This is a genomic window from Bradyrhizobium sp. (assembly GCF_027307225.1).
Taxonomy (GTDB): Bacteria; Pseudomonadota; Alphaproteobacteria; order Rhizobiales; family Xanthobacteraceae; genus Bradyrhizobium.
This window is the reverse complement of record NZ_DAHUXJ010000067.1, coordinates 16148-30862: the sequence shown is the minus strand read 5'-3', so window position 1 is coordinate 30862 and position 14715 is coordinate 16148. Positions and strand designations below refer to the sequence as shown.

The 14715-nt window shown below is 61.1% G+C and carries 16 protein-coding genes; 8 read left to right on the top strand and 8 right to left on the bottom strand.

What is annotated here, in order from left to right; all coding sequences use genetic code 11:
- Positions 1-158 precede the first annotated feature (158 nt).
- Positions 159-452 (top strand): DUF4282 domain-containing protein, encoded by a 294-nt coding sequence (locus M6D32_RS11540; protein ID WP_298256118.1) that lies wholly within the window; start codon positions 159-161, stop codon positions 450-452.
- A 40-nt stretch (positions 453-492) separates the two neighbouring features.
- Here M6D32_RS11540 and ychF read toward each other — a convergent pair whose 3' ends face one another.
- From ychF to M6D32_RS11510, 6 genes are all read right to left on the bottom strand, one after another.
- Positions 493-1590, bottom strand: coding sequence for a redox-regulated ATPase YchF (ychF, locus tag M6D32_RS11535; protein WP_298256115.1), 1098 nt, complete (start codon positions 1588-1590; stop codon positions 493-495).
- A gap of 14 nt (positions 1591-1604) precedes the next feature.
- The gene (gene pth, locus M6D32_RS11530; RefSeq protein WP_298256113.1) at positions 1605-2225 is read right to left on the bottom strand and encodes an aminoacyl-tRNA hydrolase; all 621 of its coding nucleotides are present in this window, start codon (positions 2223-2225) and stop codon (positions 1605-1607) included.
- Between the two features lie 21 nt (positions 2226-2246).
- Positions 2247-2996 carry a 50S ribosomal protein L25/general stress protein Ctc gene (locus M6D32_RS11525; RefSeq protein ID WP_298256111.1) on the bottom strand — a complete coding sequence of 250 codons (750 nt, stop codon included), beginning with the start codon at positions 2994-2996 and terminating at the stop codon, positions 2247-2249.
- An 848-nt stretch (positions 2997-3844) separates the two neighbouring features.
- Positions 3845-4375 (bottom strand): transposase, encoded by a 531-nt coding sequence (locus M6D32_RS11520; protein ID WP_298256109.1) that lies wholly within the window; start codon positions 4373-4375, stop codon positions 3845-3847.
- Positions 4376-4894: 519 nt separating this feature from the next.
- Positions 4895-6178, bottom strand: coding sequence for an MFS transporter (locus M6D32_RS11515; protein ID WP_298256107.1), 1284 nt, complete (start codon positions 6176-6178; stop codon positions 4895-4897).
- Between the two features lie 4 nt (positions 6179-6182).
- Positions 6183-6923, bottom strand: coding sequence for an MBL fold metallo-hydrolase (locus M6D32_RS11510; protein WP_298256105.1), 741 nt, complete (start codon positions 6921-6923; stop codon positions 6183-6185).
- Positions 6924-6997: 74 nt separating this feature from the next.
- On the opposite strand from M6D32_RS11510, the gene M6D32_RS11505 reads away from it, so the two are divergent.
- Together M6D32_RS11505 and M6D32_RS11500 are read left to right on the top strand one after the other, a co-directional pair.
- Entirely contained in the window at positions 6998-7666 is a 669-nt protein-coding gene (locus tag M6D32_RS11505; protein WP_298256103.1) for a metalloregulator ArsR/SmtB family transcription factor, read from the top strand.
- Positions 7667-7685: 19 nt separating this feature from the next.
- The gene (locus M6D32_RS11500) at positions 7686-8501 is read left to right on the top strand and encodes a nucleoside phosphorylase (protein ID WP_298256101.1); all 816 of its coding nucleotides are present in this window, start codon (positions 7686-7688) and stop codon (positions 8499-8501) included.
- Between the two features lie 52 nt (positions 8502-8553).
- Here M6D32_RS11500 and M6D32_RS11495 read toward each other — a convergent pair whose 3' ends face one another.
- Together M6D32_RS11495 and M6D32_RS11490 are read right to left on the bottom strand one after the other, a co-directional pair.
- Complete coding sequence (locus tag M6D32_RS11495) at positions 8554-9153, bottom strand: YdeI/OmpD-associated family protein (RefSeq protein WP_298256099.1); 600 nt, start codon at positions 9151-9153, stop codon at positions 8554-8556.
- A 43-nt stretch (positions 9154-9196) separates the two neighbouring features.
- A complete protein-coding gene (locus tag M6D32_RS11490) occupies positions 9197-9457 on the bottom strand; it encodes an accessory factor UbiK family protein (RefSeq protein WP_298256097.1) in 261 nt (86 codons plus the stop codon).
- 378 nt (positions 9458-9835) lie between these two features.
- Here M6D32_RS11490 and lgt point away from each other — a divergent pair, with 378 nt between their 5' ends.
- From lgt to M6D32_RS11465, 5 genes are all read left to right on the top strand, one after another.
- Complete coding sequence (gene lgt / locus M6D32_RS11485) at positions 9836-10693, top strand: prolipoprotein diacylglyceryl transferase (protein ID WP_298256095.1); 858 nt, start codon at positions 9836-9838, stop codon at positions 10691-10693.
- A complete protein-coding gene (locus M6D32_RS11480; RefSeq protein WP_298256093.1) occupies positions 10690-11820 on the top strand; it encodes an SAM-dependent methyltransferase in 1131 nt (376 codons plus the stop codon). Before lgt ends, M6D32_RS11480 begins: the two co-directional genes overlap by 4 nt.
- 235 nt (positions 11821-12055) lie before the next feature.
- Entirely contained in the window at positions 12056-12832 is a 777-nt protein-coding gene (gene pgeF, locus M6D32_RS11475) for a peptidoglycan editing factor PgeF (protein WP_298256150.1), read from the top strand.
- 98 nt (positions 12833-12930) lie between these two features.
- Positions 12931-13557: a hypothetical protein gene (locus M6D32_RS11470; protein ID WP_298256091.1), complete on the top strand. Its 627-nt coding sequence runs from the start codon at positions 12931-12933 to the stop codon at positions 13555-13557.
- Positions 13558-13720: 163 nt separating this feature from the next.
- A complete protein-coding gene (locus M6D32_RS11465; protein WP_298256089.1) occupies positions 13721-14674 on the top strand; it encodes a ribose-phosphate pyrophosphokinase in 954 nt (317 codons plus the stop codon).
- Positions 14675-14715: the final 41 nt, after the last annotated feature.

Genomic DNA, 14715 nt, shown 5'->3' with positions numbered 1-14715 from the left:
TTTAGCGGGAAGCCCGATTGTGGCCGCACTTTACGGCAATCTCAACCCAATCCACGCGCATAGCTCGCCTTCGACTTGCCCGAACCTGCATTCGGAGCTAGCCATTTATTCAAAGAGACGGATCGCGCGAATCATTTCGATCTGCCGGAGCTAAACCGATGTTCGATTTTCAGGATCTGTTTCAGTGGGACCGTTTTATCACGCCCACCATCATCAAGACATTTTACTGGCTCGTCATTGCACTCATCTGTCTGTTTGGCATCTCCGGCATTTTCTCCGGTCTGGCCTCGATGGCGATCAGCCCGTTCGGAGGTTTCATCCAGTTACTGGCTTCGATCGCCAGCGTCATCGTCGGCATCATCTTCTCGCGCATCGTGGCGGAATTCGTGCTGATCGTATTCCGCATCAACGAGCATCTCGGCGCGATTCGCGATCAAGGCGCGGGACACTAATTACGGCGCGGATCGGCGGCAAGGCGATCGTTCCACAATCTCAGTTGTTGAACCTGAAATGCATCACGTCGCCGTCGGCGACGACATAGTCCTTGCCTTCCAGACGCAGTTTTCCGGCATCGCGGGCGCCGGCCTCGCCGCCCAGCGCGACATAGTCGGCATAGGCGATGGTTTCGGCGCGGATGAATCCCTTTTCGAAATCGGTGTGAATGACGCCAGCGGCCGCGGGCGCCTTGGTGCCGCGATGGATGGTCCAGGCACGCGCTTCCTTCGGACCCGCGGTGAAATAGGTAATGAGATCGAGCAGCTGATAGCCGGCGCGGATCAGCCGGTCGAGACCGGCCTCCTCGAGGCCCAGCGTGTCGAGGAAATCCTTGCGCTCCTCGCGCGACAAGGTCGCGATCTCGGACTCGATCTTGGCGGAGATCACGACGGCTACGGCGCCTTCCTGTTTCGCGCGCTCGAAAACCTGTTTCGAGAAGTTGTTGCCGTCTTTCGCCGATCCTTCCTCGACGTTGCAGACGTAGAGCACGGGCTTTGACGTCAACAGACCGAGCATATCGAAGGCCCGCTCCTCTTCCGACTTGCGCTCGAGCAACCGCGCCGGCTTGCCATCGCGCAATAGCACCAGCGCGCGATTGACGAGATCGAGTTGTTCCCTGGAGTCCTTGTCGTTTCCTTTCGCCTTCTTGGCGAGGCTATCGACGCGCTTCTCCAGGCTGTCGAGATCGGCCAGCATCAGCTCGGTCTCGATGGTGTCGATATCGGCCAGCGGCGCGATCTTGCCTTCGACATGGGTGATGTCGGAATCCTCGAAGCAGCGCACGACATGCGCAATCGCTTCGGTTTCACGAATGTTGGCAAGAAACTGGTTGCCGAGGCCCTCGCCCTGCGAGGCGCCGCGCACAAGGCCGGCGATGTCAACGAAGGTCAGCCGCGTCGGAATGATCTGCGCGGATTTGGCGATATCCGACAGTCTGTCGAGCCGCAGATCCGGCACCGCGACTTCGCCGACATTCGGCTCGATGGTGCAGAACGGATAGTTGGCCGCCTGCGCCGCCGCCGTCTCGGTCAGTGCATTGAACAGCGTCGACTTGCCGACATTGGGCAGCCCGACGATACCGCATTTAAATCCCACGTGCGCGTCCGTTCCTATTCATGCGGCCTGTGAAGACGATCCCAATAAGGCGCGTTGGTGCCAAATCCCCTGCGCTCCATTTCAAGATGAGTCTTATTTTGGAATTCCGACACGTTCATCAAGAGAAACTGAATATTGTCCGCAACAGTCTCGACGAGCGCTCTAACCCACGGCCACTCAACTTTCGGAAACTGTCTTAGTACAAATCTTTCTACCAATCTTTTGTCGCCAGGATGACCAACACCCAGACGCACACGCCAAAATTCATTTCCAAGACATTCAGAGATTGACCGCAATCCGTTGTGCCCTGCATTTCCGCCGCCAATCTTGACCCGTACCTTTCCGGCGGGAAGTTCGATTTCATCGTGGAATACCGTAATTACAGCGGGATCGATTTTAAGAAAGCTCGATGCCGCTTGAACAGCGCGCCCGGAGTCATTCATGTAAGTGAGTGGTCTAAGCAGGGCGATTTGTTCGCCGGCTATAGATCCCACAGAAAATTCGCCCTGATAAGCGGAGCGCCATGGCGGGAAGCCACAGCGCTTCGCTACCTGCTGCAAGACAACGAACCCAAGATTATGTCGCGTCAATTCGTACTCAGGACCGGGATTGCCGAGACCAACAAAGAGGCGCATGGCGCGGCATCCCGTCTCCTCTTACTTCTTCTTGTCTCCGCCACCGGCCGGAGCCTTGGCGCCAGCCGCCGGAGCCGCAGCACCGGCCGCGGGAGCAGCGGGCGCGGCAGCGCCAGCCGCAGGAGCCGCACCAGCCGCAGGCGTAGCAGCGGCGGCGGCGGTACCAGCCGCCGCGGCGGCCGCAGCCGCCTTCATTTCTTCGGCGTAGCCGGACGGCGGCACGATGGTGACCAGCGTGGCATCCTCGCGCGTCAGCGACTTCACGCCAGCCGGCAGCTTGATGTCAGACAGATGGAGCGAGTAGCTGATCTCGAGAGCGCCAACGTCGGCCTCGATGAATGGCGGGATGTTGTCGACCGAGCATTCCAGATCGATGGCGTGGGTCACGATGTTGACCGTGCCGCCGCGCTTAACGCCCGGCGAAGCTTCGGCCTTCACGATGTGAAGCGGAATGCTGACGCGGATGGTCGCGCCTTCGCCAAGCCGCATGAAATCGACATGCAGCGGGAAATCCCGCACCGGATCGAGATGGAAGTCGCGCGGAATCACGCGGTGCTTCTTGCCCTCCAGATCGATGTCGTAAATCGTGGTCAGGAACCGTCCCGCCAGGATACGCTGACGCAGTTCGCGGTCGTCGACCGAGATGGTCAGGGGGGGCTGGTTGTTGCCATAGATCACTCCGGGCACTCTCCCGGCGCGACGCTCTGCCCGGGCGGCCCCCTTGCCGCTCTGCGGACGCGCGGTCGCCTTCAATTCCTTGACGGTCGCCATCGGCTTAAGTCCTTGTTTTCTAAAAAGTTAAAGGCCGCAGCGCGGCCCGTTTCATGTCCACAGCAAGCCTCCAGGGGTGCGGGGGCTGCGAACGTGGCGGGGTTCTAGCCCCAAAGGGCCGAAATGACAAGGAAATGAAGCAATTTTTCTCGCCTGCCGGACCTGGCCCCAAAGGTTTAGAGAATCGCCCCTTCATCAGCCATGACTCCGCGTTCTCGCGACTTCGCCCGAGCTTTGAGCCGGTCGTTGTCCCTCCAAAGCAGAGGGAGCAGGGAATGCCGGGCGTTTGGCTCGCCCGCAGCCTCGTGCGCAAAAGTAGAAAGCACACGAGTAAGCCACCACAGGTTCGCCGAAACGATCCGGCATTCCCTGCGCAATGGCTTTACGACTTATTCCGCGCTCTCTCTGGCGATCGGGCTTTCTTGTCACCATCCCCGGCGCAACGCGTAAGCGTTGTCGCCGGGTTGACGCCAGCGTCGAGGCGTCAAGACCACGCGGCTTTGTCGTCCGCGAGCGGCGCTTTCGTCTGGTGCGCTACCTGCGGCCATCGCCTCCCGCGCCCAACGTCCGTGACGATCGCGATACGTCCCTCATGGTGGGCACGGGATGCGCGGAAAATGCTTCTGATTTGCCCGACGTCACAAGCAGAATTGCCTGCGACAGATTAACGCGACGGGCAAATCAGTGGAGGCGCGCGAAATTGTGTCAAGCAAAAATGAGTCCGCAGAGTCCGTAGGGCGGATTAGCGACAGCGTAATCCGCCGTTACTCTCTGCGACGTCGGTGTCGCGGCGGGTTACGCTCATCGAGCGTCGACGGACGAGTCGGCTAACCCGCCCTACGAAATCGTCACCATTCGCCGAATTCGCCGGTCTGTTCAGCTTCACCTGCCCAATCGGCGGGGACGATTCCTGCGCGCACATCGCGATGAAAGGATGAGTGCGGCCAATCTCGCACTCTCGCAACCAAACCGTGCTTGAGCGGATTGATATAACAATATTCGAGATGACGGGCGTAATCGGCTTCGTCGCGAATCAGGTGTTCCCAGAAGCGCCTTTGCCAGATGCCACGCTCCTTGCGCGCGACGCGAATGTCGCTGATCCGCTCTCGTTTTGGCAGCGCTTTCGAAAAGTGACTCTTGATAAGCCGCCAGCGGGTCGAGAAGTCGTAGTCATCCGGCGGTAGCGTCCAGAGCGCATGGAGATGGTCCGGCAGCACGACGAATGCGTCGACGATGCACGGTCGGCTTTGGAGTGTCTTCGCGGTTGCCTCACGCAGCGCCACAATGTGATCGACAAGCAGGGTTTGCCGCCTGTCCAACAAGTTGACCGTGAAAAACCAGCAGCCGCCGGGAACGAACGCGCGACGATAATTTGGCATCAGACGCAGGATAGCAGATCTCACGAGAGACCGCAGGGCGATTAGTGACAGCGAAATCCGCCGTTACCCTTCGCGACTCGGCATCGCGGCGGGTTACGCCTTCCGCCTTCGCTCAGCGAGCTTCGGCGGACGAGTCGGCTAACCCGCCCTACGCGCTGCGACACAATGGCACGACGGGCAAATCAGTTGCCGCGCGCCAAAAGCTGTCAGGGGCAATCTTCTCGCGTCCCGGACGCGATGCAGCGTGCAACGCTGCTTCGCAGATCCGGGACCTACGTGTTGACCATGCAAGGACGATGGGCCCCGGATCAGCAGCGCACTGCTGAAGCGCTGTGCTGCGTCCGGGGCACGATAGCGCCAATCATCCATCGAGGCGCGCCAAGGGGCGCACACCTCAGGATGACCGTAATATCTACGCCGTCATCCCGAAGCGAGCCTGGATGGATAAGTGTCCGCGACCCGTGTTGTAGTCGAGATAAATCGGCGACATGCTCGGCCTTGCCAATCCGACCGGCCCCCCTATTCTACAGTTGGACTCGCTTTCTGAGACGAATTAGCCGAATTCGCCGCGCGTTCGTGCATCAACACCGCAACGATAGCGCCGGAAATGAACGTCAGCGCCCCGATCGAAATGATGGCCGCGGAAAACCCGAATGCATCTGCGATCAGGCCCGCCGACAGCGCGCCGATCGCATAACCGAGATCGCGCCAGAAGCGGTACACACTAAGCGAGCGCGCGCGCCAGCTTGGATGCGATGCGTCGGAAATGGCGGCGATCAGGCTCGGATAGACCATTGCGGTGCCAATTCCGAGGAGCAGGCTGCCGATGAGCCACCACTCGAAATGACTCGTGGCTCCGGTGAGGGCCAAACCGGCCGCCTGCACCCACATCCCGCCAACGATCAGGCCCTTGCGTCCCCAGCGGTCCGACAAGGGGCCGGTGGCAACCTGTAGAATGCTCCAGACCGCGGGATAGACGGCCTTCAATATGCCGATACGATCAACCGCGAGACCGAAGGAAGCGAAAAACAACGGGAAGATACCCCAGCTCATGCCGTCATTGAGGTTGTTCACGAGCCCCGCTTGGGACACGGCGAACAGATTGCGGTCCCCGAACGAAGTAAGGAGAAAAATTTCGCGAAAGCTCATCGGCGAGGCCTGCCGCGCATGTCCGGCCGTCTCCAACCGGACATGCTCACGCGTATCTCGCACCAGAAGAACGGAGAGCACGGTGCCGAGGATTGCGTAGCCAACGCCGAGATAGATCGGCACGGGCCGCAATCCGTACGCCAAGGCAAGATATCCCGTCAGATAAGAGGTCACCCCCACCGCGAGATAACCGGCGAACTCATTGAGGCCGACGGCAAGACCGCGCGATTTCGGTCCGACGAGATCGATTTTCATGATCACCGTCATCGACCAGGCGAAACCCTGATTGATACCGAGAAGCGCGTTGGCGGCGATGACCCATTTCCAGCTTGGCGCCCAGATGATCATGAAGGGCACCGGCAAGCCGGCGAGCCAGCCAAGAACGAGAACGCGTTTGCGTCCCCAGGCGTCGCCGAGATTGCCGGAAACCAGATTGGCGCACGCCTTCACCACACCGAAGCTCGCGATGAAGGAGACGACAAGCGTCGTTGAGCCGATTTTGAATTCTTCGATGCCGATCAAGGGTACCACGGTACGTTCAATACCGACCATGCCGCCAACGAACGCGTTGATGAGAATGAGCAGAGCAAATTGCGGCCAGTTATCCTTGAGGCCGAGCCTGATTCCGCTTTCGGAGCCGCCCGAACTGGACACTGCGCTATGCTTCCGACACCGGCCGCCCGGAGTTAGCGGCGCGAAGGCGGGCAGCTTGCGGCGGCGGGGGAGGAATATCCTTCATCATGAAGCTGATGAATTCGCCCTCATCGTCAATTCGGAACGCCCTGTTGTGCCGCTTCTCGAATCCGAGCGTGGATGTGGGATTGGCGCTCAAGCTGCGGCCACAGACCGATCCGGCATAAGCGCCCGGAAAAACTTCGAGATAATCAGGGAGCGCTTTGAGCATCTGAATACTGCGGAAAAGATCCTTTGCACCTTGCTCAGCGCTTACCGCCAACTCGGTGCGCCCGAGATCGCCGACCATCAGCGTATGCCCCGTCGCAACGAACCAGGGCTCGCTCGCTCGCGTGCGGTCCGTCACCAAAAGACAGATGTGCTCGGGCGTATGGCCGGGGGTATGCATTGCCTTGATGACGACGTTGCCGAGCTGAATTTCCTCGCCGTTTTCCACGCCTTTGAAGGGAACAGCGACATCAGCCTTCGAACCGAGGATATATTTGGCGCCGGAAGCCGCGGTGAGCCCCGACCAGGTCGAGATATGATCGGCGTGAACGTGCGTATCGAAGACGTAGTCGATCTTGACTCCGGTTGCGTGAGCGGCCTCAAGATACGTGTCAGGATCGGCCAAGGGATCGATAATTGCCGCGGTTTGCTTGCCACCGCAGCCGACCAGATAGGAGATGCCGACCGGGTCGGTGTGGAGAAACTGACGAAGAATCATGGGGTTGCTCTCCCGGAAAAGGGGTGATAACGTCATTCAATCATTCTGATGAATGATTCATCAAGGAGTGAGAATTGTCAACCCCAGGACCGAAGCAGGCGATTTATGCGAACCTGGCCGCGATTGCGCAGGCGCTGGGCCATGCACACCGCCTCGAACTCCTTGAACATCTTGCGCAAGGCGCGCGCGCGGTCGAAGAACTCTCCGCCCGCGCTCATCTCAGTTTCGCCAATACCTCGCGGCATTTGCAGATTTTGCGTCGTGCGCGTCTGGTCGACACGGAGCGACGCGGAAAACACGTGCTCTATCGATTGGCCGGTGACACGGAGGTCGTCGCAATGATCAAGGCGCTCGGCCAGGTCGGTGAAAAGAACATGGCCGAGGTTGGCCGGATCGTGACCGATTACTTTCAGGCGCGTGACGCGCTCGAACCGGTCTCGCGCGACGATCTGGTCGAGAGGCTACGCGAGAATCTGGTCACCGTGCTCGACGTGCGGCCCGAAGACGAGTTCGCGCTCGGGCATCTTCCTGGCGCTCTCAACATCCCCTTCGGCGAACTGGAACAACGCCTGAGCGAACTTCCAAAAGGCCGCGAGGTGATCGCCTATTGCCGTGGCCCCTATTGCGTCCTCTCGTTTGAAGCCGTGGCCAAACTTAGAGGACGTGGCTATCGCGTTCGGCGTCTCGAAGACGGCTACCCGGAGTGGAAGGCCGCCGGTCTGCCGGTCGAAGTGGTCGGCTGATCGGTTTGGGCGGCCAACCATGGACGAGGCTGATTTCCCGATCATTGGTGAGAAGGATCATTCCGCGCCTTCGGTATTTCGGCCCGAAGCGCTGCTAAGGGAAGCGCGACGCCAGAAACGATTGGATATCATCGCTGTCCCCGAAATCTGCATGCTTGATCCGGACGGCGACGTCGTCCGCTACCTGAAACGAACGGGGGCTTGTCGCATCCACCAGGGCTGGGCCTGCTACCACACCGAGCTTCTTGCCTTCCATCTCGACGGTGTCGGGGAGGTTGGCATCGTCGGCTGCGCGGTGGGTGCTCCATTTGCCGTGCTCGTCGCCGAGCAGCTTTTCGCGTCGGGTTGCCGCCTGCTCGTCAGCGTCACTTCGGCAGGCCAGATCAATCCCGTCGGATCGACACCGTACTTTGTCCTGATCGATCGCGCGCTGCGTGACGAGGGGACGAGCTATCACTACCTGCCGGGCTCGACCTTCGCTAACGCGCCCGATGCGAAGCTGCTGACGCGGGTCGAGGACCAAGTCCGCGCGCTACCGGGTATTGCGCTGCATGTGGGAGCAACGTGGACCACAGACGCGCCTTATCGCGAAACCGAAGCCGCCATTGCGCGGGCCCGCAAGCTCGGCGCGCTCGCCGTCGAAATGGAGGCCGCAGCCCTTTACGCGTTCAGTACGGCAACCGGCCATCCGGTGATCTGCTTTGCGCATGTCACCAACGCCATGGCGCAGACCGAAGGAGACTTCGAGAAGGGCGAGGCGGATGGGACCACGACGACGCTCGCAGTTGCCGCTGCCGCGATCAAAGCATGGTCTTCCCGTAACCGGGACTCTTGAGCGCGATTATGGATGCCCTTTTCGGACGCGCGGTCGCCCCCTGTCCCGCGCCTTAACGCTTCGACTTGAGGGGATGGATGGTTTCGCCGGCCGCCAGCATCGCGACGAATTTTTCGATCCGGGCTACCCGGGTCTCGGGCTTCTTCGCAGTATGGACGCGATACAGGATGGCGTAGCGATTGACGCGGTCGAGCGTCTCGAAAAAGCGCGCGGCCTTGGCGTTTCGCTTCAGCGCCGCACCAAGATCTTCGGGAACCTGCGCCGTGCTTTGCGGCGCATACGCTGTCCCCCAACGTCCGTCCTTTTGCGCCCGTTCGATCTCCTTCATGCCGCTGGGCAGCATCCGTTCCAGCTTGATCAGTTCAAGCGCGCGGGTGCGATTTCTTTCAGACCACTTGCTGGCCTGACGGCGCGGGGTGAAGCGGACCAGCGAATATTGATCGTCAAAGCTGTCGAGCTGGCCGTCGATCCAGCCGTGACAAAGCGCAGTATCGACAGCCTCCGGCCTCGACACACTGGCAATACCGGAGGATTTTTTCGCCAATTTCAGCCAAAGGCCCCTGCAATCCGCGGCCTGCAATACGAGCCAATCGTTCCACGCCTCTTGCGATTTGAACGCGATAATCGGCAGATCGCCCTTGATCTTTGCCATTGCCGTTTCTGACCGGATTGAACGATCTATGCTTTTGCGGGCGTTACGATGAGGTACCGCCGAGCCTGGTTTCGAGGGCTGCGATGCGCGCCTTCAGCGCCTCGTTTTCCTCGCGCGCCAGACGTGCCATGTCCTTGACCGCCTCGAATTCCTCGCGCTTGACCACGTCGAGGTCGCGCAGGATCTTTTCGGCCTGGTTGCGCACCACGGTGTCAACCTCGCGCTTGACGCCCTGGGCCGCGCCGGCCGCATCGTTCATCAAACGTCCGATCTCGTCGAAAAACCGATTGCTGGTCTGGGTCATCGCTCACATCTCCGGCCGGTTTGTACAATCTGAAGAGACAATGGCGATCCATCGCATTCCATGCAAGACCGTCTTGTCCTTGATTCCTTTCGAAAAAGTGCCTGCCAAACCGGCATACGGATGTTAGAAGCAAGTAACTGGTTAAGCTGCAACCGCAAGCGCAAATGCGCTCCCTCTCCCCTTGCGGGCCCCTTGTGGGAGAGGGTTGGGGTGAGGGGTTTGGGTCCATCGTGGGACAAGGACCCCTCACCCGGATCGCATCTGACGATGCGATCCGACCTCTCCCACAAGGGGAGAGGTGAATGGAGTTTGCCTAAACGAACGATTCAACCAAGTCTCATCTCACTTTAGCTCAGCCGCCACGGACCACGATTGCGAATGCACCTTCTCACTATCGCCTTCCCAGACTTCAATCCGATCGCCTTTGCGTTCGGCCCCTTCAAGATCCGCTGGTATGCGCTTGCCTATATCGGCGGCATCGTGCTCGGCTGGATCTATGCGCGTGCGCTGCTCAAGAGCGAGAGGCTCTGGGGCGGGCCGGCGCCGATGACGCTCCTTCAAATCGACGACTTCATCCTGTGGGTGACGATCGGGATCATCCTCGGCGGCCGCACCGGCTACGTGCTCTTTTACAACCCGATGTTCTTCCTCCATCACCCGGCAGAGATTTTGGAGCTCTGGAATGGCGGAATGTCCTTTCACGGCGGCTTTCTCGGCTGCGTCGCAGCCGTCATGCTGTTTGCGTGGAAGAACAACATCTCGATCCTGTCGCTGGGCGACATCACCACCGCGGTCGGGCCGATCGGACTTTTTCTCGGGCGAATTGCCAATTTCATCAACGGCGAATTGTGGGGCCGCCCGGCGGATCCCAACCTGCCCTGGGCGATGGTATTTCCGCACGACGTTCTTCAGCTGCCGCGCCATCCGAGCCAGCTCTATGAGGCCACGCTCGAAGGCGTCGTCCTGTTCACGATCCTTGCGCTGATGATCCGGATGGGCGCGCTGAAGCGTCCCGGCGTGATCCTCGGCAGCTTCATTTCGATTTACGGTATTGCGCGGATCGTCGGCGAATTTTTCAGGGAGCCCGACCCTCAGCTCGGGTTTCTATGGCACCGGCTCACCATGGGCGAACTGCTTTCCGTGCCCATGGTGATTGCCGGAGTGATTATCATCGTGGCGGCGTGTCGCCGAAAGGCGACTGAGCAAGCAACGCCACCGTTGCAGGAAATCTCGTGACCGAATCTTCGCCGCTCCTGTCGGAGATCAAAAAGCTGATCCAATCGTCCGGCCCGATCCCGGTCTGGCGTTACATGGAACTGTGCCTGATGCATCCAGAGCACGGCTACTATCTTTCGCGCGATCCGCTGGGGCGCGAAGGCGACTTCATCACCGCGCCGGAAGTGAGCCAGATGTTCGGCGAATTGCTGGGGCTGTGGGCGGCGTCGGTGTGGAAAGCCATCGATTCACCGCCTCTGCTTCGCCTGATCGAGATCGGCCCCGGCCGCGGCACCCTGATGGCGGATGCGCTGCGCGCGCTTCGTGTCTTGCCGCCGCTCTATCAGGCGCTGAGCATCCATCTCGTCGACGTCAATCCGGTTCTGCGCGAGAAGCAGAAGTCGGCGCTGTCAAGCTCGCGCAGCATCACCTGGCACGACAGCATCGACGACGTACCGGACGGCCCCTCGGTGATCCTGGCCAACGAATATTTCGATGTGCTGCCGGTTCATCAGGCGGTCAGGGCCGAGAACGGCTGGCACGAACGTACGGTCGAGCTTGATGACAGCGGCAGGCTTGAGTTCGGCGTGGCGAGCGAGGCGATCCCGCGCTTCGAGGTGCTGCTGCCGTCATGGGTGCGCGCCGCGCCGCCCGGCGCGGTGTTCGAATGGCGGCCGGATGCGGAGATCATGAAGATCGCCAGCCGCGTCCGCGATCAGGACGGCGCGGCCCTCATCATCGACTACGGCCATCTGCGCAGCGACGCCGGCGATACGTTTCAGGCCATCGCGCGTCACAGTTTCACCGATCCCTTGAAAAGCCCAGGCGAGGCCGACGTGACCGCGCATGTGGATTTTCAGGCGCTGGTGCGCGCTGCCGACGATCTCGGCGCGCGGACCCATGGCCCGGTGCCACAGGGCGATTTCCTCAAGAGGCTCGGCATCGAAAGCCGCGCCGCGAGCCTGATGGCGAAAGCCAGCCCCGAGCTTTCCCGGGACGTCGCCGGCGCGCTGACGCGGCTGGTCGGCGGCGGCCGCGGCGGCATGGGGCAGATGTTCAAGGTGCTTGGCATCTCCGAGCCCAGCATCGCGACGCTCGCTGGCTTCGCCGACGAAATGCCCGCCAAAAAAGAGGCGGAAACGCCATGATGCGTGAGCCATCGCTTATGGCGGCCCGCGGCCTTCTTCTCCCTCCCCCTTGCGGGGAGGGAAGGCCGAAGCGAAGCGAAGGCCAGGGTGGGGGTTTTCAAGAAGAAAGCCTTGTCTATTGGAGATTTTCGACAGAAGAGGCCCCCACCCGACACGCCGTTTCGCTTGCGCTCACGACGCGCCACCCTCCCCGCACTCGCTTCGCTCGCGGGGGAGGGATAAGAAGATGAACGCTATGATGCTGAAATCCTCGCTGCTGTCGGCCATTCCCGGCCTGCACCATGCTTTCTTCAACCGCATGGGCGGGGTGTCCGAGGGCATTTATGCCGGGCTCAATGGCGGTATCGGCTCTCACGACGATCCGGCGCATGTCACCGAAAATCGCCGCCGTATGGCCGCGACGCTACGCGTGCCGCCAGAACATTTTCTCACCGTGTTCCAGACTCACTCCGCCGATGTCGCGGTCGCGTCAGCGCCGTGGGACACCGCTGCACGTCCCAGGGCCGACGCCATCGTCAGTGGCACCGCGGGTCTTGCGATCGGCGTCACCGCGGCCGATTGCGGCCCCATTCTCTTCGCTGATCCCAAGGCGCGCGTGATCGGCGCGGCGCACGCCGGATGGAAGGGGGCGCTGACGGGAATTGTCGAGGCCACGGTCGCAGCGATGGAGAAACTTGGCTCCGATCGCGCCAATATCGTGGCCGCAATCGGCCCGTTGATCCGCCAGCCATCCTATGAAGTAGGCGACGAATTCGTCGAACGGTTTCTCGGGGCTGACGCCGAGAACTCCGTCTATTTCCTGCCCGCGGCGCGCGAAGGTCATGCCATGTTCGATCTCGCCGGGTTGATCCGCAAGCGGCTTGAAAAGTCCGGTGTGCTCATGATCGACGACACCGGGATCGACACCTATTCCGACGAGCGCTTTTTCAGTTACCGCCAGTCCGTGCATCGCAAGGAGCCGGATTACGGCCGCCACGTTCACGCCATAGTTCTTGAGAGCGGCTCAGGATGAATGAGGGATTCGCCCTGCTTGTGACGCCTCCCCTCTGCCCTAGACGTTAATCGATTTTAACGATATCGCTCTGGTGTCAATCCTCCGCACTAAACGCAATGAGTGACCTGTCCGCAATTTTGTTCCGCGTTTTTCGGATAGTGCCGCGTGCCGCGACGGCCGCGGTTCTGGTTGCGGTTGCCTGTGCCCTCGGCGGCTGCGCCGGCGGGTCTGCCAACAACTCGTTTGCGATGGCAAGTAATACGAGCGGTCCGACGATCGCCTTCGAATCCATCGACGGTCCGCCACCGCAGGTATTCGAGCGGATGGTCAGCGTGCTCGACAGCGAATCCAAATTGCGCAGCCTTTCGATCGTGTCCCGCGAAGGCGCCGCCGCCTACCGGGTGCGCGGCTATCTCGCCGCGGAAGTCAGCCACGGCCGCACCACGATCGCCTGGGTCTGGGACGTCTACGACCAGAACCGGCAGCGCGCGCTGCGGCTTTCAGGCGAAGAACCAGCCGGCAAGGCCGGCCGCGACGCCTGGACCGCGGCCGACGACCTGGTGTTGCGTAAAATCGCCCAGGCCGGGCTAAGCGGCCTTGCCAGCATGATCAACGGCACGCCGGCGCCGGACGCGCCTCAACCGGCGCCCGCCGGGAGCCCCTCCCGGCGCGGGCCTGCGATCGCCAGCGCCGACGAGCCGGGCCTGCCAGCTTTGGCGTACGCCAACTACACCAGTCATTAGTCAAAGAAGCTGGGAAACGGCCATTTTTGCCCGGGAAAACTGGGCGGACGGGTTGCCAGCCGGGCTACGGCCTTGATATCACCCCGCTTGTCGAAACGCGCTATTTTGTGGGCATTGCGATATGCTGAACGTTGTCTCCAGCAGGGCGCGGGGAGAAGCCTCGATGTCGGCCAAGAACGGCTCGATCAAGCTTGTCGCCGGCAATTCCAACCCGGTGCTGGCGAAGGAAATTGCCAACTGGCTGGACCTGCCCCTGACCAAGGCGATCGTCCGCCGCTTCGCGGACATGGAAATCTTCGTCGAGATCCAGGAAAACGTCCGCGGTTCCGACGTGTTCGTGATCCAGTCGACCTCGTTTCCCGCCAACGACCACCTGATGGAGCTTTTGATCATCACCGACGCGCTGCGCCGCGCATCGGCGCGCCGCATCACCGCGGTGGTGCCGTATTTCGGCTATGCCCGGCAGGACCGCAAGGCCGGCCCGCGCACGCCGATCTCGGCCAAGCTGGTGGCCAACCTGATCACCCATGCCGGCGCCGACCGCGTCATGACGCTCGATCTGCACGCCGGCCAGATCCAGGGCTTTTTCGACATTCCGACCGACAATCTCTACGCCTCGCCGGTGATGGTGCGCGATATCCGCGAACGGTTCGACCTCGGCAATGTGATGGTGGTGTCGCCCGACGTCGGCGGCGTGGTCCGCGCCCGCGGTCTTGCCAAACGCATCAACGCGCCGCTCGCCATCATCGACAAGCGCCGTGAGCGCGCCGGCGAATCCGAAGTGATGAACGTGATCGGCGATGTCGCCGGCTACACCTGCGTCCTGGTCGACGACATCGTCGATTCCGGCGGAACGCTGGTGAATGCCGCGGACGCGCTACTCGCCAACGGCGCCAAGGAAGTCTACGCCTATATCACCCACGGCGTGCTCTCCGGTGGCGCCGTAACCCGGGTTGCCTCGTCGCGGCTGAAGGAACTCGTGATTACCGACTCGATCCAGCCGACCGAAGCGGTCAGGAAATCGTCGAATATCCGCACGCTGTCGATTGCCGACCTGATCGCCGAGGCAATCGGCCGGACGGCTTCGGAAGAATCGGTATCGAGCCTGTTCGACTGATAGGCGGACCGTCGTTTAGAGCCTATCCGGTTTCGATTGGA

Coding starts and splice junctions, on each gene's coding strand:
- pth (WP_298256113.1), bottom strand. CDS start 2,225: ATGCGCCTCTTTGTTGGTCTCGGCAATCCCGGTCCTGAGTACGAATTG.
- M6D32_RS11510 (WP_298256105.1), bottom strand. CDS start 6,923: ATGATTCTTCGTCAGTTTCTCCACACCGACCCGGTCGGCATCTCCTAT.
- M6D32_RS11465 (WP_298256089.1), top strand. CDS start 13,721: ATGTCGGCCAAGAACGGCTCGATCAAGCTTGTCGCCGGCAATTCCAAC.
- M6D32_RS11470 (WP_298256091.1), top strand. CDS start 12,931: ATGAGTGACCTGTCCGCAATTTTGTTCCGCGTTTTTCGGATAGTGCCG.
- M6D32_RS11525 (WP_298256111.1), bottom strand. CDS start 2,996: ATGGCGACCGTCAAGGAATTGAAGGCGACCGCGCGTCCGCAGAGCGGC.
- pgeF (WP_298256150.1), top strand. CDS start 12,056: ATGATGCTGAAATCCTCGCTGCTGTCGGCCATTCCCGGCCTGCACCAT.
- lgt (WP_298256095.1), top strand. CDS start 9,836: ATGCACCTTCTCACTATCGCCTTCCCAGACTTCAATCCGATCGCCTTT.
- M6D32_RS11500 (WP_298256101.1), top strand. CDS start 7,686: ATGGACGAGGCTGATTTCCCGATCATTGGTGAGAAGGATCATTCCGCG.
- M6D32_RS11540 (WP_298256118.1), top strand. CDS start 159: ATGTTCGATTTTCAGGATCTGTTTCAGTGGGACCGTTTTATCACGCCC.
- M6D32_RS11495 (WP_298256099.1), bottom strand. CDS start 9,153: ATGGCAAAGATCAAGGGCGATCTGCCGATTATCGCGTTCAAATCGCAA.
- M6D32_RS11520 (WP_298256109.1), bottom strand. CDS start 4,375: ATGCCAAATTATCGTCGCGCGTTCGTTCCCGGCGGCTGCTGGTTTTTC.
- M6D32_RS11490 (WP_298256097.1), bottom strand. CDS start 9,457: ATGACCCAGACCAGCAATCGGTTTTTCGACGAGATCGGACGTTTGATG.